Annotated in this window: 19 protein-coding genes and 1 pseudogene; 9 read left to right on the top strand and 11 right to left on the bottom strand. The window is 71.3% G+C overall.

All coding sequences use genetic code 11. The annotated features are described in order from the left end of the window. Positions 1–54: 54 nt before the first annotated feature. Positions 55–4779: an NB-ARC domain-containing protein gene (locus ACGFZQ_RS03350; RefSeq protein ID WP_393838936.1), complete on the top strand. Its 4725-nt coding sequence runs from the start codon at positions 55–57 to the stop codon at positions 4777–4779. Between the two features lie 3 nt (positions 4780–4782). Here ACGFZQ_RS03350 and ACGFZQ_RS03345 read toward each other — a convergent pair whose 3' ends face one another. Further along, positions 4783–5640, bottom strand: coding sequence for an NAD-dependent epimerase/dehydratase family protein (locus ACGFZQ_RS03345; RefSeq protein WP_393838935.1), 858 nt, complete (start codon positions 5638–5640; stop codon positions 4783–4785). Positions 5641–5771: 131 nt separating this feature from the next. On the opposite strand from ACGFZQ_RS03345, the gene ACGFZQ_RS03340 reads away from it, so the two are divergent. From ACGFZQ_RS03340 to ACGFZQ_RS03330, 3 genes are all read left to right on the top strand, one after another. Further along, on the top strand, positions 5772–6620 hold the full coding sequence (locus ACGFZQ_RS03340; RefSeq protein ID WP_351731041.1) for a helix-turn-helix transcriptional regulator: 849 nt from the start codon (positions 5772–5774) through the stop codon (positions 6618–6620). A 114-nt stretch (positions 6621–6734) separates the two neighbouring features. Beyond that, positions 6735–7070 carry a hypothetical protein gene (locus ACGFZQ_RS03335; protein ID WP_393838934.1) on the top strand — a complete coding sequence of 112 codons (336 nt, stop codon included), beginning with the start codon at positions 6735–6737 and terminating at the stop codon, positions 7068–7070. A gap of 61 nt (positions 7071–7131) precedes the next feature. Beyond that, positions 7132–7329, top strand: coding sequence for a hypothetical protein (locus ACGFZQ_RS03330; protein ID WP_393838933.1), 198 nt, complete (start codon positions 7132–7134; stop codon positions 7327–7329). Between the two features lie 84 nt (positions 7330–7413). Here the strand turns inward: ACGFZQ_RS03330 and era are convergent, their stop codons facing one another. Continuing rightward, positions 7414–8382, bottom strand: coding sequence for a GTPase Era (era, locus tag ACGFZQ_RS03325; protein WP_351731032.1), 969 nt, complete (start codon positions 8380–8382; stop codon positions 7414–7416). A 142-nt stretch (positions 8383–8524) separates the two neighbouring features. Between era and ACGFZQ_RS03320 the strand changes: the two genes are divergently transcribed. Next, positions 8525–9835 (top strand): ammonium transporter, encoded by a 1311-nt coding sequence (locus ACGFZQ_RS03320; RefSeq protein ID WP_393838932.1) that lies wholly within the window; start codon positions 8525–8527, stop codon positions 9833–9835. Continuing rightward, positions 9832–10170, top strand: a complete 339-nt coding sequence (locus ACGFZQ_RS03315; RefSeq protein WP_393838931.1) for a P-II family nitrogen regulator — start codon at positions 9832–9834, stop codon at positions 10168–10170. The genes ACGFZQ_RS03320 and ACGFZQ_RS03315 overlap by 4 nt, the downstream gene beginning before the upstream one ends. Here ACGFZQ_RS03315 and ACGFZQ_RS03310 read toward each other — a convergent pair. From ACGFZQ_RS03310 to ACGFZQ_RS03280, 7 genes and pseudogenes are all read right to left on the bottom strand, one after another. Beyond that, a complete protein-coding gene (locus ACGFZQ_RS03310; RefSeq protein ID WP_393838930.1) occupies positions 10064–11122 on the bottom strand; it encodes a WxL protein peptidoglycan domain-containing protein in 1059 nt (352 codons plus the stop codon). The genes ACGFZQ_RS03315 and ACGFZQ_RS03310 overlap by 107 nt on opposite strands. Positions 11123–11201: 79 nt before the next feature. Continuing rightward, complete coding sequence (locus tag ACGFZQ_RS03305) at positions 11202–12536, bottom strand: beta-xylosidase (protein ID WP_393838929.1); 1335 nt, start codon at positions 12534–12536, stop codon at positions 11202–11204. Between the two features lie 154 nt (positions 12537–12690). Further along, positions 12691–13158, bottom strand: coding sequence for a hypothetical protein (locus tag ACGFZQ_RS03300; RefSeq protein ID WP_393838928.1), 468 nt, complete (start codon positions 13156–13158; stop codon positions 12691–12693). Positions 13159–13615: 457 nt separating this feature from the next. Beyond that, the gene (locus tag ACGFZQ_RS03295) at positions 13616–13966 is read right to left on the bottom strand and encodes a cytidine deaminase (RefSeq protein ID WP_393838927.1); all 351 of its coding nucleotides are present in this window, start codon (positions 13964–13966) and stop codon (positions 13616–13618) included. A gap of 60 nt (positions 13967–14026) precedes the next feature. After that, a pseudogene (locus ACGFZQ_RS03290) lies at positions 14027–14997 on the bottom strand (S66 peptidase family protein). Positions 14998–15128: 131 nt separating this feature from the next. Next, positions 15129–15338: a DUF397 domain-containing protein gene (locus tag ACGFZQ_RS03285; protein ID WP_393838926.1), complete on the bottom strand. Its 210-nt coding sequence runs from the start codon at positions 15336–15338 to the stop codon at positions 15129–15131. Beyond that, complete coding sequence (locus ACGFZQ_RS03280) at positions 15335–16165, bottom strand: Scr1 family TA system antitoxin-like transcriptional regulator (RefSeq protein ID WP_393838925.1); 831 nt, start codon at positions 16163–16165, stop codon at positions 15335–15337. Before ACGFZQ_RS03280 ends, ACGFZQ_RS03285 begins: the two co-directional genes overlap by 4 nt. A 359-nt stretch (positions 16166–16524) precedes the next feature. Here ACGFZQ_RS03280 and ACGFZQ_RS03275 point away from each other — a divergent pair, with 359 nt between their 5' ends. From ACGFZQ_RS03275 to ACGFZQ_RS03265, 3 genes are read left to right on the top strand one after another with little or no spacing between them, the layout of a single operon-like run. After that, on the top strand, positions 16525–16833 hold the full coding sequence (locus tag ACGFZQ_RS03275) for a hypothetical protein (RefSeq protein WP_393838924.1): 309 nt from the start codon (positions 16525–16527) through the stop codon (positions 16831–16833). After that, the gene (locus ACGFZQ_RS03270; RefSeq protein ID WP_393838923.1) at positions 16830–17693 is read left to right on the top strand and encodes a radical SAM protein; all 864 of its coding nucleotides are present in this window, start codon (positions 16830–16832) and stop codon (positions 17691–17693) included. Before ACGFZQ_RS03275 ends, ACGFZQ_RS03270 begins: the two co-directional genes overlap by 4 nt. A gap of 18 nt (positions 17694–17711) precedes the next feature. Continuing rightward, positions 17712–18854 carry a methyltransferase domain-containing protein gene (locus ACGFZQ_RS03265; RefSeq protein ID WP_393838922.1) on the top strand — a complete coding sequence of 381 codons (1143 nt, stop codon included), beginning with the start codon at positions 17712–17714 and terminating at the stop codon, positions 18852–18854. A gap of 39 nt (positions 18855–18893) precedes the next feature. On the opposite strand, the gene ACGFZQ_RS03260 is transcribed toward ACGFZQ_RS03265, so the two are convergent. Continuing rightward, a complete protein-coding gene (locus ACGFZQ_RS03260) occupies positions 18894–19253 on the bottom strand; it encodes an MmcQ/YjbR family DNA-binding protein (protein ID WP_351731019.1) in 360 nt (119 codons plus the stop codon). Further along, the gene (locus ACGFZQ_RS03255) at positions 19250–20551 is read right to left on the bottom strand and encodes a hemolysin family protein (protein ID WP_382540086.1); all 1302 of its coding nucleotides are present in this window, start codon (positions 20549–20551) and stop codon (positions 19250–19252) included. Before ACGFZQ_RS03255 ends, ACGFZQ_RS03260 begins: the two co-directional genes overlap by 4 nt. Positions 20552–20557: the final 6 nt, after the last annotated feature.

The raw sequence follows: 20557 nt of genomic DNA, 5'->3' as shown, positions 1-20557 counted from the left end.
CAGGTTCGGCTTCGGGGGCGGGGACGGTGTACCGGAGCCTTCGTGCGGGGGGCGATGACTGTGCTTCGTGAACTGACCGAGTGCCTGGGAGACGAGGACGCGGCGCGGGCGCTCCTGGAGTGGGCGAAAGTGAAGGGCGTGACGCTCACGCCGGTCACTCCTCGCTGGAAGCCCTCCGGCAAGGGCTATACGGGCGCGGCGCTGGCGGCGGTGACGGTCACCCCGCGGCAGGGAGCCGTCGTGGTCAAACTGTGCCCCGCCGACCAGCGAGCGGAGCACGCCGTCCACATGCGGGCGTGGCACGTCTCCCGGCTGCGTGGGGACTTCGCCGAGCGGCATCTGACCGAGCAGGTCTTCGATCCGTACTCGGTGGGCGATGGGCGGATGCTGACGTTCCAGAGCCCGGCCGGCGGCAGTCTGCGGGACGTCATGACGCTGGCGCAGCTGTCCGGGGACGAGCTGGGCTGCGCCTTCCGTACCGTGGTCACGGGACTGGTCGACGACTGGAACAGGGGGATCGAGGACCGGCAGGCCGAGTCCGTCGCCCTCTCGAAATTCCTTCAGTCCGAACTCGGCGACCTGATCTCGGTGGACGGCGCGGTGACGCAGTACGTCGCCGGAGTCGACACGCGCTTGCCGGACACCGCGTGGATCGAGGTCGATGGCGTGGTCGTACCCCATCCGCTGCTCATGGCCCGGGGGAACCGGTCGTTGCCCGATCCGGAATTCCCGGTGGTGCGCGGCATGGCCCACGGCGATCTGCATCTGCAGAACGTCATGGTGCCCTACCGCAGAGGGACCCTCCGCTCCGACGCCTATCGGCTGATCGACCTGGCCGACTTCGCCGACACCGCTCCCCTCACCCGGGACGTGGCGACACTGATGTTGTCGGTGCTGGCCGAGAAGGCGCCCGTCGGCCTCCTACCGGAGCAGGAACTCGCGCTGCTGTCCCAGGTGGTGAAGCCACAGGACGCCCATCTCCGGCACATCGTCCCCTGGCTGGCGGACCTCCTGGACGGCGTGTACGCCGCCTGCACCGGATTCGTCCCGGACGGCTGGCGGGACCTGTGGTCGGACCAGCTGCTCCTGTCGGTCCAGGCGACGGCGTTGCGCTTCACCACGTACGAAAGCCTTCGCGACGACGGAAGGTGGCGGTTCTTCCGGCTGGCGGCCCACGCGGGCCGCGAGTTACTGGCACGACACGACGTGAAGCCGCCGCCGTCCGCCCCGGCGGTCCTGCCACCGGCCGCCACGGAGAAGACCGCGACCGAGCCCGGTGCCCGTCCCCCGGAGACCGCCCTCTTCCCCGGCCCGCGCACGAGCGGCGCACGGCGGTTCACCGGTGTCCCGCACATGGCCCCCAAGGTCGCGCCGGACTTCGTCGAACGGCCCGCGGAGGGCGATGCCCTGGTCCGGTCGCTGCTGGCCGCGGCACCGGCCGGCGAGGGCGGAGCGGCCGATGGTGGCGGGGGCGGACCGGCCGACGGTGACGGAGGCCCCGCCGCCGCACCCGCCACCGTGGGTCTGACCTCCTCCGTCACCGGAGTCCACGGAACCGGTGGGTTCGGCAAGACGACGCTGGCCGCCTGGGCCTGCCACCATCCGGACGTACGGGCAGCCTTCCCCGACGGCGTGCTCTGGGTCCAGCTCGGCCAGGACGTGTCACAGCAGCGGACCATCGCCGAGGCGCGCGATCTCGTCAGGCTCCTCACCGGCGCCGAACCCCCGGCCTACGCCACCGCGGAGGCCGCGGGCATCGAGCTGGGCAGGGCGCTGGAAGGGCGACGGGTCCTGCTGGTGGTCGACGACGTGTGGCAGCGGGAGGAGATGGAGCCGTTCCTGCGGGGCGGGAGCGGCTGTGTCCGGCTGGTGACAACGCGCAGGCGCGGCGTCCTGGACGAGTCGACGCCGCTGGTCCGCATCGACCGGATGTCCCCGGCCCAGTCCCTGAACCTGCTGACAGCGGGTATCGACGGAGCCGACAACACCACCGTGCTGCCGCTGTTCGAGCGTTCCGGCCGCTGGCCGCTCGCCCTGGGCCTGCTCAACGGCGTGCTGCGCAGCATGGTGCAGCGCAGCGGGATGGCCCTGCCCGATGTCGTACGCGGCATGATCGACGAACTGCGCCGCCACGGTCTGGGGAAACCCCTCGACGCCTACGCGGAGTCCCACCTCCGCACGGTGGAAGCCACCGTCGACGTCAGCCTCGACGAACTCGCCCGGATCCCGAACACCGGACGCGACTCCCTGGCCCGGCTGCTGGCCATGGCCTGTTTCCCGGAGGACCAGCACATCCCGTACCGCTGGCTCTCCCGGCTCTGGGGAGTCACCGAGCTGACCGCGCGGCGGGAGTGCGTACACCTGGACGACCACTCCCTGCTGGCCCAGCAGGACGCGGAGGGCGTACGGCTGCACGATGTCATCCGTGACGTGCTCAGACGCCGCGACCCCGAGGCGGTACGGCGGGCCCACCGCGCTCTGTTGGACGGGCACGCCCCGCTGTGCGACGGGGAGGGCTGGCATGCGCTGGGCGCACAACGGGCCGACCCCGCGTTCCTGGACAACGTCACCTACCACCTCGCGGGGGCCGACGACTCTGTCGCCCTCGACCGCACCACCACCGACTTCCGTTTCCTCGTCGAACGCGTCTGGCACAGCGGACCCGCGGCCCTGGCAGCGGAAGCGGCGCGCCGCCTGGACCGGTTCCTGCCTCCGGGCAGGGATCCCTATGCGATGGAGCTCGGCGAACTGGTCCACGCGGAGGCCCATCTGCTGGCCGGGCACACCCGGCGCATCGACCTGGCGGCCACCCTGTACAGCCGCTGCCTGGTCGCGAAGCCGGTGGTGGAACGGCTCCACCACACCGACGAGGTCCTCACCGATGGCCTGGTGGCCCGAGCCCCCTTCCCCGACCGTCCCGACGGACGGCTGTGGCGGGTGCTGACCGGTCACACGGGCCCGGCGCACGCCCTGTGCTGGCGGCCGGACGGCCGGGTGCTGGCCAGCGGCAGCGGCGACGGCACCGTGCGGATCCACTGGATCGAGGAGGACGGCAGACCGGACCTGGTCGTGGACGCGGCAGCCGGCTCCGGCGCGGTGATCGGTCTGTCGTGGAGCCCGGACGTGCTCCACCTCGCCGTGGGCACCGACTGGGGCGAAGTCCTGCTGGTGGACCCGGCGGAAGGGCGGATCGTACGGCGGCTGACCATCGGCGACGAGAACCGTCCACGCGTCCTGGCGGCCTTCGCCCCCGACTCCGGGGCAATCGCCGTGGCCTGTGGCAACGACGTACGGCTGTGGCACGCGCCGTTCTCCGAGGACAGCCTGGGCCCGCCGCTGCTCGGTCCCCGCGACGCCCCCTGCACGGCGGTGAGCTGGCACGCCCGGGGAGGGCTGGCTGTCGGCCGCGGCAACGGCCGGGTCGACCTCTGGCAGGAGGAGACGGCGGACGAACCGGCGGTACTCCTCACCAGCCACCCCGCGGTCCAGGACCTGGACTGGCATCCGGACGGCAATCTGCTGGCCGTCGTCGGCCACGCCGCGAAGGTGACCCTCATGGACTGCGGTGGCGGCCCCACCTCCCTGCGGTTCTTCGGGGAGGAGCTCGCCGGTGCCACCTGGGCCCAGGCACTGGCCTGGGTGCCGTCGGGGGACACCCTGCTCGCGGGCGACAACGACGGGACCGTATTCGTCTGGAAGCTCGCCTGGCAGAAGAACACGCCGCGCCTGGAGCTCACCGACAGCTTCTCCGCCCGCAGCGTCCAGGCCAGGACGATCGCACCGCACCCGCACGAGGATCTGATCGCCGTCGGCACCCGTCATCCCGCCGTGCGGCTCTGGATCCCCGACCGCCACCCGGACCCGGACGCGCGACAGGCCGACCGGGTCAACACCGTGGCCTGGTCCCCCCACGGGGCGCTTGCCGCCGGAGACGCGCTGGGCAGGCTGATGGTCGACCCGGGCGACATCCCGGGCCCTCCCACCCGGCTGCATGACGCGGTGTCCGGCCACGACGACAGACGGCGGACCATGACCTGGACCCCCGGCCACGGAGGTGAGCTGCGGGCCCTGGCCTGGGCTCCGGACGGGCGGCGTCTGCTCAGCGTCGGTGACGACGGCCTGCTGCTCCTGTGGGACGCGGACCGACGTGACGTGATCCTCACTCGGGCCCGGAAGCTGGCCTATCCGGCGGCCGTCGCATGGAGTCCCGACGGACTCTGGGCGGCCGCCGGGGACAACGCCGAGGTGCTGCTCTGGGAGACGACGGAGTGGCAGCGGGTCCACCGGATCCCGGTGGGCGCCAGTGTCAACGCGCTCGCGTTCTCGCCCACCGGGTCCCGACTCGCCGTCGCGACCTCGTCCATGGAGCTGCGCGTCGCCCACCTGGACGGGAGCGGCCGCCCTACAGGGACGGTGGCCGCATGGCAGGGTCACGCCAGCTCGGTCGCGGGGGTGGCCTGGTCACCCGATGGCCGAAACCTGGCGACAGCCGGCTACGACGGCCACGTACTGCTGTGGGATCCGGCCACGGGACTGCCGCGTCGCCGTCTCGAAGGGGACGGATCAGCGGTGTGGTCCGTCGCCCTGTCCCGGGACGGCGACCGCCTGGTGGCCGTAACCATGGAGGGCTCTGCCTTCCTGTGGGACACCGGGACGGAGGCCGTGGTGTGCCGGCTGCGCGTGGACAACCACCTGTCCTCCTGCTCCTTCCACCCGCACGACGACCGCGTCGCCCTCGGCGGCTCGGCCGGCCTCTACCTGTGCGAGGTCCTCCGCTAGCGGCTAGAGCGCCCCGGCGTCCCGGGCCGCCCAGACGCTCGGGTAGATCGGCCGGAAGCCGAGGTCCCGGCGGATCTTCTGGGTGGACATGATCCCGAACCACGGGTCGGGGTCGGTGTGGCTGTGCGTGCCCTCGGGCATCTCGACGCCGTTGAGCTGGTGCAGGTCCACGGCCGTGACGGGGGCGTCGTCGGCGATGTTGTAGAGCGGGCCGTTCACCGCCGGGGCGTACAGGAGGCGCAACAGCCCCTGCCCGACATCGGCGTGGTGGCCCATGTGCAGCCGCTGGGTCGGTGCCCAGTGCGCCGCCCAGCGCAGGGAGTCGGCGAGGTGGGGGTCGCCCTCGCCGTAGACGAAGGGCAGCCGCCCGATCCGCACCTCCATGCCGCCGACCAGCGCGAGCAGCTCCCGCTCGGCGATCGCCTTGGACTCGGGGTAGGCGCCCCACATCTCACCGCCGGGCCGGCTCTCGTCGTCCTCGGTCAGCGGGCGGCCGCGTCCGGTGCCGTACACGAGTCCGGTGCTGACCTGCACGAACCGCCGTACGCCGGCGCCGAGCGCGGCCCTCCCGAGGGCCACCGCCGCGTCCCGGTTGACGGCCCGCGCCTCCTCGTCCGGCACCCCGCGGAAGGCGGCGGCGACGTTCACCACCGCGTCCACCCCGGCGACGGCCTTGCCGAGCGCCTCCTCGTCCCGCAGATCGCCGACGACGACCTCGGCGCCGAGACCGGCGAACGGCTCCCCGCGGGCCGCGTCCCGTACGAGCACCCGCACCTGCTCCCCGGGCCGGGTCTGGGCGAGCAACCTGGGCACGAACCGGCGCCCGACCTGTCCCGTGGTACCGGTGACAAGAGTGATCATGGCTCTCTCCTTCTACGCCTTCGCTCTGACGCCACCACCCTCGGCTTCCTCGGACCCTGCCGGGAGAGACCTCCCGATCAGGGGACCGGCAGTCCCTGGATAAGCCGGCCGCCCCGGGCCACCCTGGAGGGGTGAACCGCCCCGAACTCGCCGACTTCCTGCGCCACGCCCGCACCCGCCTCGGCCCCGCCGACGTGGGCCTGGCCCCCGGCGCCCGCCGCCGCACCCCGGGCCTGCGCCGCGAGGAGGTGGCGTCGCTGGCGGGCATGTCGGCGGACTACTACACGCGTCTCGAACAGTCCCGGGGCCCGCGCCCGTCGCGCCAGATGCTGACCGCCCTGGCCCGCGCGCTGCGCCTGACGGAGGACGAACGCGACCATCTCTTCCACCTGACCGGTGAGGAACCCCCGCGCCGGGAGGCGACCGGCACCCATGTCCGCCCGGGGCTGCTGCTGGTCCTGGACCGGCTGCACGACGCGCCCGCGACCGTGATCACCGACCTGGGCGAGGTCCTCGCCCAGAACGCCCTCGCCAGGGCCCTGTACGGCGACGTCTCGGGCCGCCCGTCCCGGGATCGCAACGTGGTCCGCCGCTTCTTCCTGGACCCGGCGTCGCACACCCTGTTCCCGCCGGAGGACCGGCCGGTGCGGGCCCGCGAACACGTGGCGAACCTGCGCGCGGTGGCGGCGGCCCGCCCCACGGACCCGGAGCCGGGCGCCCTGGTGGCCGAACTCCGCGCTCACAGCCAGGAGTTCGCCGGCCTCTGGGCCCAGCACGAGGTCTCGGTACGCCGGGCATCGACAAAACGCTTCCGCCACCCGGCCGTCGGCCTGCTGGAACTTGACTGCGAGGTCCTGCTCGCCGCCGACCACCACCAGCTCCTCGTCATCCACACGGCCCGCCCGGGCACGGAGTCCTACGAACGCCTGCAACTGCTACGGGTGGTGGGACTGCAGGACATGACCCCTAGCCGCTCCTGAGCGCTCGGGTACCTTTGCCGGACGCACGCGCATCCACTCGACCTCGACCCTGCTCCAGTGGGCGGGCAAGTCGGCCGAGGTGTCCAAGGAGCGGTTTCCGAGGGTGCGGCACAAGTGAGCGGCGAGGACATGTGGGAAGCGGCGAAGCGGCGATACCCCCTGGGGAGCGCCGCGCGGGGCAGGGTGAAGGACCGTTTTCCGTTCGGGGTGTTCCTCGAACTCGACGACGCGCCAGGGGTCAACGGCTTCGTCGACCTCCTGTCGTACAACCCCGACGGCACGATCAACGACCCCTGGCCGACGTGTTCTCGGCTGGAGGTGGAGCGGGCGTGGGTCGCGCCGTATCTGCGGGAGCGGATCACCACGCCCGTGTACTCGGTCGCGGATCGCTTCGCGTCCTGGGAACGCCTGGTACGCCGGATGGAAGCCGGCCGGGCGGGCGGGCGGTGACGACTACTACCCGATCAGCGCGTACGGCAACGACCTCGACTCCCGGGACAGCCTGGACGAGGTGATGGAGGCCCTGCCCGCGGCGGCACGCGAGGGTGCGCTCGGCAAGCTGCTGGCCGAGCTGGACGCCCGCTTCGACGCGGCGAGCGTTCCCGACCCGGAGGGTTCGCTGCGCCCCGGGGTGCGGCCGACGAAGGACCACGCGCAACTGCCCCACCGATGGTGCCGCAAGCCACTGCGCACCCCTTGGGACGGCTGATGCGCATCCATTGGGACCGGCTGAGGGGACTGCCGTCGCGCCACCGCCCCCTTCCCGGACGCCCCGGCGGAGCCCCCGGCCCCCTCAGAACCCCAGCCGCCGTAGCTGCTTGGGATCCCGCTGCCAGTCCTTGGCCACCTTCACGTGCAGGTCGAGGAAGACGGGGGTGCCGAGCAGTGCCTCGATCTGCTTGCGGGACTTGATGCCGACCTCCTTCAGGCGCGTGCCCTTGGGGCCGATGATGATGCCCTTCTGGCTGGGGCGTTCGATGTAGAGGTTGGCGTGGATGTCCAGGAGGGGCTTGTCGGCGGGGCGGTCCGGGCGGGGGAGCATCTCCTCGACCACGACGGCGATGGAGTGCGGCAGCTCGTCGCGGACGCCTTCGAGGGCCGCCTCGCGGATCAGTTCCGCGATCATGACCTGCTCGGGCTCGTCCGTGAGGTCGCCCTCGGGGTAGAGGGCCGGGCCCTCGGGGAGGAGCGGGACGAGGAGGTCGGCCAGCAGGCTCACCTGCTTGTCGCCGACCGCCGACACCGGCACGATCTCGGCCCACTCGAAGCCCAGCTCCTTGCCCAGCTGGTCGATGGCGATCAGCTGCTCGGCCAGGGCCTTGGAGTCGACCAGGTCGGTCTTGGTGACGATCGCGATCTTCGGGGTCTTGCGGATCCCGGCCAGCTCCTTGGCGATGAAGCGGTCACCGGGGCCGAGCTTCTCGTTCGCCGGCAGACAGAAGCCGATCACGTCGACCTCGGCCCAGGTGGTGCGGACCACGTCGTTGAGGCGCTCGCCGAGCAGGGTGCGCGGCTTGTGCAGGCCGGGGGTGTCGACCAGGATCAGCTGGGCGTCCGGCCGGTGCACGATGCCGCGTACGGTGTGCCGCGTGGTCTGCGGCTGGTTCGCGGTGATCGCCACCTTCTGCCCGACCAGAGCGTTCGTGAGGGTGGACTTGCCCGCGTTGGGGCGCCCGACGAAACAGGCGAAGCCCGCCCGGTGGACGGTCTCCGACGATTCCGACGGTTCGGTTGACTGGCTGCGAACGCTCATGCCCCCCATTCTCCCTGATCCACGACACCCCGCCGCACCGTGAGAATCCGGTAACCCCGACGCAACGAAACGTCACGGAAACACAGCTGTACGCGACCGGAAACGCGTTCCGGTGAATCTCTGACGAGCCCCCACGACGTTGGAGACGCCCGTGATCCTCTCCGCCGCGCACGCCGACACCGGCGACACCGCCTGGCTGCTCGCCGCGACCGCCCTGGTCCTGCTGATGACCCCGGGCCTGGCCCTGTTCTACGGCGGCATGGTCCGTACGAAGAGCGTCCTCAACATGCTGATGATGAGCTTCGTGTCGATCGCGCTGGTGACGGTGGTGTGGCTGGCGGGCGGGTATGCGCTGGCCTTCGGGGAGGATGCCGGGGCGGGGCTCGTCGGCGGGCTGCGGCACGCCGGGATGCACGGGCTCGGGCCGGACAGCGTGCAGGGCACGGTCCCCACCCTGCTCTTCGCCACCTTCCAGCTCACCTTCGCGATCGTCACGGCCGCGCTGGTCAGCGGCGCGGTCGCGGACCGGGCGAAGTTCGGGGCGTGGCTGGTGTTCGTCCCGGTGTGGACGCTGCTGGTATACGTTCCGGTGGCGCACTGGGTGTGGGGCCCGGGTGGCTGGATCCTGCACCACCTCGGCGCCCTGGACTTCGCCGGCGGCCTCCCCGTCGAGATCACCTCCGGCGCCTCCGGCCTGGCCCTCTGCCTGGTCCTCGGCCCGCGGCTCGGGTTCAAGAAGGACGCGATGCGCCCGCACAACCTGCCGATGGTGATCCTGGGCGCCGGTCTGCTCTGGTTCGGCTGGTTCGGCTTCAACGCGGGCAGCGCGCTCGGCGCGAACGGTCTCGCGGCCGCCGCCTTCCTGAACACCATGGCCGCCGGCTGCACGGGCCTGCTGGGCTGGCTCTTCGTCGAGCAGAAGCGGGACGGCCACCCGACCACCCTGGGCGCGGCCTCGGGAGCCGTCGCCGGCCTGGTCGCGATCACCCCGTCCTGCGGCTCGGTCTCGCTGCTGGGCGCGCTGGTCGTCGGCCTCGCCGCGGGCGTGGTCTGCTCGTACGCGGTCTCCTGGAAGTTCCGGCTGAACTACGACGACTCGCTCGACGTCGTCGGCGTTCACCTGGTCGGCGGTGTCATCGGCACTCTTCTCATCGGCCTGTTCGCGGAGCGGGCCATGACCGGCGGCGCCGAGGGCCTCCTCTACGGCGGCGGGCTCGCCCAGCTCGGCAGACAGGCGGTGGCGGTGGTGGCCGTGGCGGCGTACGCGTTCGCGGTGACGTACGGCCTCGGCAAGCTGCTCGACAGGACGCTGGGCTTCAGGGCGAGCGAGGAGCAGGAGCACACCGGCCTGGACCTTACGGTGCACGCCGAGTCGGCTTACGATCACGGGGTCCTGGGCCACGGCGCCCCGGTCAGCGCGTCCGTCCTCCCCTCCGCCCAGAAGGTCAAGACCCAGCCATGAAGCTCGTCACCGCGATCGTCAAGCCCTACCGCCTCGACGCGGTGAAGACCGCCCTCCAGGGGATCGGGGTGCACGGCCTGACCGTGACCGAGGCCAGCGGGTACGGCCGGCAGCGCGGTCACACCGAGGTGTACCGCGGTGCCGAGTACCAGGTCGACCTGGTCCCCAAGGTCCGGATCGAGGTCGTCGTCGAGGACGCCGACTCCGAGCCGGTGATCGAGGCGATCGTCAAGGCCGCGCGGACGGGGAAGATCGGGGACGGGAAGGTGTGGGCACTGCCGGTGCAGACGGTCGTACGGGTGCGGACGGGCGAGCGCGGCCCCGACGCCCTCTGAGCAGCCGCGGCAGACCGCGGCCCCGGCGGGCCCGGGCGAGCAGCACGCCGCCCGCCACCCCGGCGGCGAAGGCCAGCCCCACCACCAGCCACGGCAGCGCGAGGAACGACGTGCTCGCCGACTCCCTGGTGCCGGTCGCGCTGGCCGTCAGCGTCACGTTCCCCCAGTCGAGTTGGGGCGCGTCCCGCCAGGGCGCGGTGAGCCGCACGCGCTCCCCCGGCAGCAGTTCGGCGGGGATCTGGGCGAGGTCGCGGCTGAGCAGCGTACGGCCGAAGAGCCCCTCGGCCCGCAGCCGCACCCTGGGGTTCAACGTGACGTTCCCCGTGTTGTGCAGGGTGTAGGAGACGGTCGCCGTGCTGTCGCCGAGGCCGGGCACGAGCGGCTGGTGGTGGGTGAGGTGCACGTTCTCGACGGCGACGGCCGGCAGCGTCGGCCCGCTCACCCGCAGATAGACCCGGGCACCGACGGCCCGCCGCACACCGAGCGCGAGGGAGCCGGCCCCCGGATCGACGCGCTCGTCCAGCGCCACGATCGCCCCCGGATGGTCCCCGGGTTCGGCGCCCTGGGGTACCCGCAGGGTGAAGGGGACGGTGACCGTCCGGTGCGGCGCCACGGTGACCCGGGCCTTCGCGATGCTCGCCCAGGCCCCCACCCCCCGCATCTTCTCCTTCACCGTCCGGACGGCGAACCCGCCGTCCCGCGCGGTGTTGTAGGCGTCGGCCGCGTACAGCCGGAAGGTGAGCGGTTCGCCGGTCTTGTTGGCGACGGCCACCTTGTCGGTGATCGTCTGCCCGGGGTCGAGGGAGAGATAGAAGTACGGCCGCGCGGCGATCTTGGAGGCGACCGGGTAGACGGACCAGCTGCCGTTGTCGGCGGCATGCGCGGGAGCCGCCGTGCACAGGAGTCCGAGGAGCAGGCTCAGGAGGAGGACATACGGCTTGACGCGACGCATGGGTGCGGCCCCCGGTCGGAAGCGGGTCGGGTGACGACCGGGTCTTTCGTGGAGGCCCGGTCGCCACAGAGGAGTTGGCTCAGGTGAGCGTCAGGGTCAGGACTCCGGAGTACGACCCCGGAGGCGTGAACGCCGGTACGTCCAGGGAGAGTCCGGCGCCGACCGTGAACTCGCCGCCGGTGACCGTGGCGTCCGGGGTCGACGCGAGGGTCGCCCCGGAACCGCCGACGGCGCCCGCGGAACCGGCCGCACAGGTGCTCGGGCTGCCCGCCTTGGTCGCACAGGACGGGGTCCAGCTGAGCTTCCCGGCGTCGATCTTGGCGCCGGGACCGGTGAAGTCGGTGACCTTGCCGGTGAGCGACCAGCCGGCCGGACCGCCACGGAAGTCCTTGACGGTGACGGTCTGCAGCGCCCCGGTGGACGCCCCGCCCTGACCGAAGTCGACCGCCGACAGCGCGACGGAGTCCCCGGCCTGGGACATGGACAGGGTCCCCGCCTTGACGGTGGTCGTCAGCTTCTGGCTGCCGTCCGGAACCGGCGTGGTGTCGTTGACGACGTAGGCGGCCGGACCGGCTCCCGCCGTGTCGCTCCACGCACTGCCCTCGTACGCCACGATCCCGGTCGTCGTCTTGTCGTTGACGGTGATCGGGGCGCTGAAGGAGCCGTCGGAGCCCGCGGTCGCGGTGGCCGTGTCCGCGGTCTGGCTGGTCCCGGACCGCCCGGCCAGCGTCACAGTCGCGCCCGGCGTGAAGTTCTGCCCGCTGACGGTCACGCTGTCACCGGGGTTCCCGGAGGCCGAACTCAGGCTGATGGCACGGTTGTTGACCGGCGTCGAGTCGGTCGCCGTGACGGTCTCCGACACCGGGGCGGGCGGGTTGGTGACCGTGCAGGGGGTGTCCAGCTCCAGGATGTAGCTGGTGTGGATGTTGTAGTCGCCGGGCGAGAGGGTGATGGCACCCGGCGAGGTGACCGTGAAGGTGCCGGTCATGGAGAACGACGGGAAGGTGCCGTAGCCGGGCACCGGGTCGTTCTTCTTCGGCCCGGTGACCGTGACGGCCCCGGTCTGCGCGCCGCCCAGCGTCACCTTCCCGGTCGGCGTCATGATGTCGGCCGGCAGGGCGAGGGCGGTGGGGTTGTTGGCGGCGGGCGTGACCACGGTGTAGGTCACCGTGACCGTGTCGCCGACCTTCGGGGTGGTGTCGTCCACCGAGATACTGGCGGTGGTGGTGCCGTCGATCGGCGGCAGGCCCGCGACGGCGGGCGGGATGCAGTGCGTGGCGAAGTCGACGTTCGTCCCGGCGGCACCGGCCGGACAGGCCAGCGCGCCCCCCGTCGTGACCGCGAGCGCGGTCGCCCCGAACAGTGAGATCCAGCGCCACCGTCGGGATCTTCGTGATCTTGGGGGTGAACCCATGGAAGCCCCCTCCTGAGGGATGCGGGCGCAGCGGCTCCTCTGCGCCGACAGGGGGCCATTGATGTGGAGGGCGCGTGAGAAGTCAATGGAGATGCCGCAGAAACCTGACGGTTCATCAGCTTCTGCGGCATCCGGAACGGACCCGTCAGCACACTCAGAAGACGAACGGGCCGGGGGACTGGGCGGCGCTGGACGTACAGGTGACGGTGACGCCGAAGATGACCATCTTCAGCGAGCCGCCGTAGAAGTCGAGGCTGTCACCGGAGGCGACGGTGCCGGGCAGCGGGCCGACGGTGACGGCGCTGCCGGCGGCCATGGCCGGGTTCACGGTGCCGCTGAAGACGACGTTGCCGCCGGTGGAGTTGGCCATGGTGAGCGTGGAGGCGATGGAGTTCGCCGACAGGGCGAGCGGGGTGGTGATCGCGCTGGAGGTGAGCGTGAGGGTGGCCGAGGTACCGCTCTGGGTCGCGGTGAGGGTGGCCGCGCCGCCGCCGAAGATGCCGCAGCTGGCGGTGACGGTGGCGGTGGTCGGAGTGACGGCGGCGGCCGAGGGCGCGAAGGCCAGTGCCGTGGCGGCGAGGGCCCCCGCCGCGAGTGCCGCACCGGTGGTCAAGCGTTTCATGGAGATCGGGCTCCCTTCCCGTTACGTGGGAATGCCATGTGGGGATGGCGACCCCGGTCCGGGTGGATGCGGGCACACCGCGGGGCCGAATCTGACGCACCATCACAATCTGACGGTCCGTCGGAACTTACGGTCCTATTGATACGCGAGCGACACAGACGTACAAGGTTGAAATTTGGCCGACTGTAGCGAGGGGGCGGCGGCGAGGGGTGGCTCGGGTGCGTGGGCGGATGCGGGTGGTGGGTGGCTGATCGCGCAGTTCCCCGCGCCCCCTTCAGGTGGGGCCAGGACAGGCGCCCCAAAGGGGCGCGGGGAACTGCGCGGGCAACCACGACGACGCCGCACCCACCCACACACCCCGGCCACCCCGGTCAACCAACTCCCGCCCCTCCCCTGACGGAGTCAGAGAACGCCTCGCTTCTCAGCGGAGCGAGTGGGGTGGGCAGGTGGGCAGAGGTCAGGCGGGGACAGTGAGCCGCACCTCTCCGTCCGGCCCCGCCAGCAGCACCGGCGTCCCCGGCCCTCCAAGATCCCGCACCGCGGCCAGGTCCTCCGCCGAAACCCCCTCGGCCCCCGATACCACCGCCGCCGCCTCCAAGGACTCCGCCCCCGACGCCACCGCCATCGCCACCGCCGTCCGCAGCGCGCTCAGCTTCAGCGAGGCCAACTCCACGGTCCCCGCCACATACGTACGGCCCGTGGAGTCCCGTACCGCCGCTCCCTCCGGCACCCCGTTGCGGGCCCGGGCCGAACGGGCCAGGGTGACGATCTTGCGGTCCTCAGGATCAAGCTCACTGCTCTCGGTCATGCCCCGAGCATACGAACCCCCCGCCCCGGCCCCGCTCTCCTCCCCCGCCCCCGGACGGAGTCAGCCGAGCGTCTGGACGATCTGACTCCGTTCGGCCGTGTGCAGCACCCGCCCCCGCGCGCCGTTCACCAGCGGCAGGTACGGCGGCACATGCCCGCACTCCACGTCGGCGACGACCGGCACCCCGAGCGGCCCGAGCGCGTCGAGCACGGCCTCGTGCTGGCTGAGAGTCGGGCTGCCGGGCGCCCTGGTGCGCCCGACGAGCACGGCGGCGGCCCGGTCGAAGAACCCGGCGAGCCGCATGCCATGCAGGTTCCGGCAGACGGTGTACGCGCTGTCCTCGCACGCCTCTACATAGACCAGCAGCGGTTCGTCCCCGGCGAAGCCGGCGGTGTCCAGGTACGGCGTCCCGGCGAGGCAGGCGAGGGTCTCGACGCAGCCGCCGATCAGCCGCCCCTCGACGTCCACGTTCCCGTCCCCGTCGAGCCGGGTCCAGGTGCCCTCGGCGTCCAGGGTGAGGTCCCGGATGCCGGGCTCGGCGATCCAGTCGTCCCGCCCTCGGCCCGGTGCCGCCCGGGCGGGGTCTGGGTGAACGGCGGCCCCTGCGGCGCGGCCACCACGTCCAGCCAGGACAGCAGCCCCTGCGGCGGCCGGTAGGGCGTCTCCATCAGGCAGTTGCCGTGCACGGTCGCGACCCCGGTGCGCAGGGTCAGCGGGGTGATGAGGGTCGACATGTCCGAGTAGCCGACGACCCAGGTCGGTTCGGCCCGCCTGAGGGCCTCGAAGTCGAGCAGGGGCAGCAGGTCGATTCCGGTCTCCCCGCCCCACGGGGGTACGACGGCCCGGATCGACGGGTCGGTCAGCATCGCGGTGAGTTCGGCGGCGCGCTCGGCGGCCGGTGCGCTCAGGTGCGTGGCGCCGTCCATGCACCGGCCCACCACCACCTCGTACCCGCGCTCCTCGACCGTACGGACCGCCGCGTCGAGCCGCCCGCGAAGCACCTCGGGCACCCCACTGGACGGCGAGGTCACACCGACACGGTCACCGGGCCGCAGGGGGCGCGGGAATCTGATGGTCACAGGACGAATTCGATCACGGATCCAGCACGCCGGACCTTCCCTTGCGACACTGCGCTCCGAAAGGTGCCCGACGCGGCCGGGGTTCAGGCGGCGCCGAAGCCTCCGGCCTTGACGCACCCCATGAACGAGGAGAACGCGTCGGCCGGGAACTGGAGCACCGGTCCGGCAGGGGTCTTGGAGTCACGGACGGGGACCACCCCGCGCGAGGCCACGAGGTTGGCGGCGACCTCGACACACGCGCCGCCGTTTTCGCTGTGCGAGGACGTGAACCAACGCGGGGACTCGGTCGTCACGGGATGCCGCCCTTTCGAAGCTCGTTGATCAAGGCCACGGACGTCGCCTGAGACGGCGCTTCGGCCTGCAATTGATGGTAGGTCCTCAACAGGGTCAGGACGAACGTGCTTTCGCGTTCGAGATGGCCACGATGGGCGGACTCGGCGTACGACATGAGCGAGCGGTCCGGCATCGTCAGCAGGTACACGGGCAGGCTGAACGGACGGCGGGCGCCCATGTCGAACGGGGCGACCTGGAGATGCGTGTGGGGCAGTTCGGCGAACTCCGCCAACCGCGCCAGCTGGGCGTCCATGACGGCGGGTTCGCCGATCGGCCGACGCAGGCAGCTCTCGTCAAGTACCGCGAAGATCAACGGCGGTGGAGTCCGGGCAAGCGCGGCCTGTCGCTCCGCCACGAGCATGACTTGCTCCTCCGCCTGCTCGGCCGTGATCGCCCCCCGCTTGACCGCGCCCTGCGCAAGCACCGTCGCGTACTCAGGTGTCTGGAGCAGACCGGGGACGACGCCCACCTCGTACAGCCTGATCTCCACCGCCTGGGACTCGTGGTCGACGTACTGCGGAAACCCCTCCAGCAGACCCGCGTTGCGGACCTTGCTCCACGCGCGCTCGAAGATGTCACCCGTCTCGAACGCCTTGTCGGCACTACGCGCGAGGCGCAAAGTCGGAAGTTTGCGACCGGTTTCGACCGACGACATATGCGTACTGGAATATCCCATCTTCTCGGCCATGACTTCCTGAGTCCATCCGCGCGCTTCCCGTGAGCTGCGCAGACGAGCCCCGAACGCCGCCTGCGGCGAGCTGTCGGGGTCCAACTCCCTGCGGTTCAAGGGGTTCTCACCAACCTTTCGTTCCTGTCAGGCAAGTTGAATGGTTCCCTACGGCAGGCCACGCTGAACCTCCCTGGTAGTGGATTCACTACGGAGAGGAGTCGCCCCTTGTGCGGCGAGAACAATTCAGCGCGACAGCAGGAGCCCCCACCCCTCCCGGCCACCGGCACCCTCCTGGCGGACGACCGGGATCGGGTCGGCGAGTTCCGCGGTGAGTGGATGGGGCGCTGGTCCCTGCGACCCGAGGGCGGCGGAGTCGAATGGACCGTGGACCCCGGGGAGGTACAGCCGGCCACCCCCGAACAGCGCTTGAGATTCGCGACAGCCCGCGCCAACGCGCGAAGCCGGGGTGAGGTGCTGTGACAGCCCCCGGTCGAGTCCTACGGCTTGTCGAGTGGACGTTGCGCCCCGACATGGACGCCGACGCCCCGCCGACCACCTACACGCTCCGGTGCCTCACCCTCACGGACGACGACGCCGAATGCGGCGCGCTGTCGGACACGACACCGGACCCGACCGGACCGCAGGACTGGGCGTTCGACCACCTGCGCAGGCGCCCCGGGCACACGAGCTTCGCCGAGCTGATCGAGCGTCCTTGGGTGATGTGGCACGGATTGGGACCTCAGCGGAACGACCACAGCGAACGCAAGGAAGGAAACGGCACATGACCGCCCTAGTCGAACTACCCATGTCTCCGCTCGCCGGAATCCGGTCCCTTGAACTGGAGATCACCGGAAAGTGCCAACTGCGGTGCGCGCACTGTCTGTCGGAGTCCAGCCCGCAGGCCACGCACGGCACCATGACGCCCACGGACTGGCGCTCGGTCATCACGGACGCCGCCGCACTCGGCATCCGGACCATCCAGCTCATCGGCGGTGAGCCGACCGCTCACCCGAACTGGCGGGAGTTCACGGAACTCGCGCTGTCGTTGGGACGGCATGTGGAGGTGTACTCCAACCTGTTTCACGTTCGGGACGAGTGGTGGGACGTGTTCGCTCTCGACGGTGTGACGCTCGGGACGAGCTACTACAGCGACGACCCAGAGGAGCACGACAGGATCACGGGCCGTGCGGGTAGTCACGCCCGTACCCGGAGCAACATCGGCGAAGCCGTGCGCCGTGGGATCACGATCCGGGCCGGAATCGTGGACGTCCTTCCGAAGCAGCGTGTCGAAGAAGCCCGCGCGGAGTTGGCGGCGATGGGCGTGGCCGGCATCAGCACGGACCGGGTGCGGGCTGTGGGTCGTGCCATGCCGCCCGGCACGAAACCGACTCTCAGTGAGATGTGCGGCCGGTGTACACGGGGCCGGGCCGCCGTCCTGCCGAACGGTGATCTCGCCGGCTGTGTGCTCTCGCGCGACTTCCCGGTGGGGAACGTGCGGGACACCCCGCTCGCCGATCTGCTCGGCGGGAAGGCGTGGGCGGACCTCGCCATGCGCATTCCCGCTCCGCGGGCAGCGTGTCCTCCGGATGACTCGGGCGACTGCGACCCTGCGAACACCGAAGCGTGCGACCCGGCGTACGACTGACCTGGAAGGCTCAGCGGCATGAACTGGCAGAGCAAGGCGACCGCCCTCGCGGACCTGGTGACCGATCCGGATTCACGGTGGCTCGCTCCCGTGGCACGGGTGCCCCGTCATGAACTGGTCCCCCGATGGTTTGACCGGGACGGTTCGGGCCAGTGGGCGTTGCGCGACGGCCCGAGTGCTCCGGAAGCATGGGCGGCTGCCGCCTACGCCGACCGTTCGCTGGTCACCAGGGTCGGCATACTGCACGCTGACGACGCGGATCCCGACGACCGGCCAACGGGAAAGCCCACGTCATCCGCCACGCACCCAGGTCTGGTGGTGCGGATGCTGCGCCACGGGCGACTCGGGGCCGGGTTGTCCCTGCTCGACCTGGGTACGGGAGCCGGCGGTCTGACCGCTTACGCCTGCTCCCGACTCGGAGACCGGAACGTCACGAGCCTGGACGTGGACCCGTACCTGGTGCGCGCAGCCGGAGAACGGCTGGCGGCCATGGGCTTTCAACCCAAGATGATCACATCAGATGCCACCGCCCATGTACCCGGCTCGTACGACCGGATCGTGTGCACGGTGGCGCTCGCTCCTGGACCGGGGCTCAGGCCGGTGCTCGGTGCGCTGCAGGCCGGCGGCCGGCTCGCCACCACCCTCGCGCGAACCTCCCTGATCGTGACCGGGTGGAAACACCACAACGGTGACGTGGTGGGCCGGGTGGAACGCGACACGGCCGGCTTCATGCCCACCCGGTCCGGCGACGACTACCCGCCCACCCTTGCCGAATTGTTCGCACTCGCCCGTGACACGGAGGGAGAATCACGGAGCACCGGCCGCTACCCCGTGGTGGACGTGGCCAACGCGTGGGAACTCCGGTCCATGCTGGAAGTCACCGCACCGGGCATCGAAGTCGGCTACGAGAGCAGCGGACGCGAGCGGACGGCATACCTGGTCCACCCGGACGGGTCATGGGCGCGGGCATCCGCCGAGTGGATCGACCCGCCGCAAGTGCACCAGAGCGGCCCGCAAAAGCTGTGGTCAGTCCTGGAACGCATCCGCAACCGCCTCAACGCGGAGGGGGCTCTGCCGTTGCTCGGTGCGAACGTCCGCATCACTCCCGACGGCGTATGCCACCTGTCCCGAGGACAGTGGCACACGTCGATGGGCGCATAGGTGGTCAGGCGCAAGGCCTGCCCTCACCCCGGTGGGCGGCTACGCCCGGTCCAGCCGCAGCCGCTCCGCTCTCGGCAGGCCGGCCACGACGAGGTCGTACGAGTCCTCGATGAGCTCTTTCACCAGCCGGTCGGGGAGGTCGCCGTCCACGGTCACGGTGTTCCAGTGGCGCTTGTTCATGTGGTAGCCGGGGATGATCAGGCCCTCGTGGTCGGTGCGCAGCCGGACCGCGTCGTCGGGATCGCACTTGAGGTTGACCTTCAGCGGGCGGGCGTCCATCCAGCTCAGCGCGAACATCTTGCCGAGGACCTTGAAGACGGAGATGTCCGGGTTGAACGGGAAGTCCTCCTCCGCCGCGTTGAAGGAGAGGCAGAAGGCGCGGAGCCGGTCGGGGGTCACTCGGGCTCGTCCTTCGGGTCGTCGGCCACCGGCACCGGCTCCACCAGCACGGTCACGATCTTGTTCCGGCGTCCGGCGGCGGCCTCCGCGGTCAGGGCCAGCCGCCGTCCGTCGGGGAGTTCGACCTGGGCGGCGGCACCCGCGATGGGCACCCGGCCGAGCGCCTTGGCGAGCAGCCCGCCGACGGTCTCCACGTCCTCGTCGTCGTACTCCTCCAGGCCGTACAGCTCGCCGAGATCCGTGATGTCGAGGCGGGCGGTGACCCGGTAGCGGTCGTCGCCGAGGTCGGTGACCGGCGGGAGTTCCCGGTCGTACTCGTCGGTGATCTCGCCGACGATCTCCTCCAGGATGTCCTCGATGGTGACGATCCCGGCCGTGCCGCCGTACTCGTCGATGACGACGGCGACGTGGTTGCGTTCCTTCTGCATCTCGCGCAGCAGGTCGCCGGCGTTCTTGGTGTCGGGCACGAAGAACGCGGGCCGCATGGCGGTGGAGACCAGGTCGGACTCGGCGTCCCGGCTGATGTGCGTCTTGCGGACCAGGTCCTTGAGATACACGATGCCGACCATGTCGTCCTCGCTCTCCCCGGTGACGGGGATGCGCGAGAAGCCCGAGCGCAACGCCAGCGTCAGGGCCTGCCGGATGGTCTTGTACCGCTCGATGACCACCAGGTCGGTGCGCGGCACCATGACCTCGCGGACGAGCGTGTCGCCCAGTTCGAAGACCGAGTGCACCATCCGGCGCTCCTCGTCCTCGATCAGGGACTCCTTCTCGGCGAGGTCGACCAGGGCCCGCAGTTCGGCCTCGGAGGCGAACGGGCCGCGCCGGAAGCCCTTGCCGGGGGTGAGGGCGTTGCCGATGAGGATCAGCAGGTACGGGATCGGGCCCATGATCCTGGCCAGCGGCAGCAGCACGTAGGCGGCGGCCGTGGCCGTGTTCAGCGGGTGCTGGCGGCCGATGGTGCGCGGGGAGACGCCGACGGCGACGTACGACACGAGCACCATCACGCCGATCGCGGCGAGCAGCGCCTGCCAGGTGGCCGGGATCGCCTGGAGGCAGGCGTAGGTGACCAGCGCCGCGGCCGCCATCTCGCAGGCGACGCGGACCAGCAGCGCCACATTCAGGTAGCGGGTCGGGTCGGCGGCGATCTGCGCGAGCTTGGCGCTGCCGCGCCGCCCGGACTTCACGGCCTCCTCGGCGCGGAAGCTGGAGACGCGGGCGATACCGGCCTCGGCGCAGGCGGCCAGCCATGCCACGACGACCAGGGCGATCGCTCCGGCGACGATCTGCGGACTCATACGAGG

Origin of the sequence: Streptomyces sp. NPDC048254 (assembly GCF_043201895.1) — a bacterium.
Lineage (GTDB): Bacteria > Actinomycetota > Actinomycetes > Streptomycetales > Streptomycetaceae > Streptomyces.
Note: the sequence above shows the minus strand (reverse complement) of the source record. Positions and strands in the feature narration are given on the sequence as shown.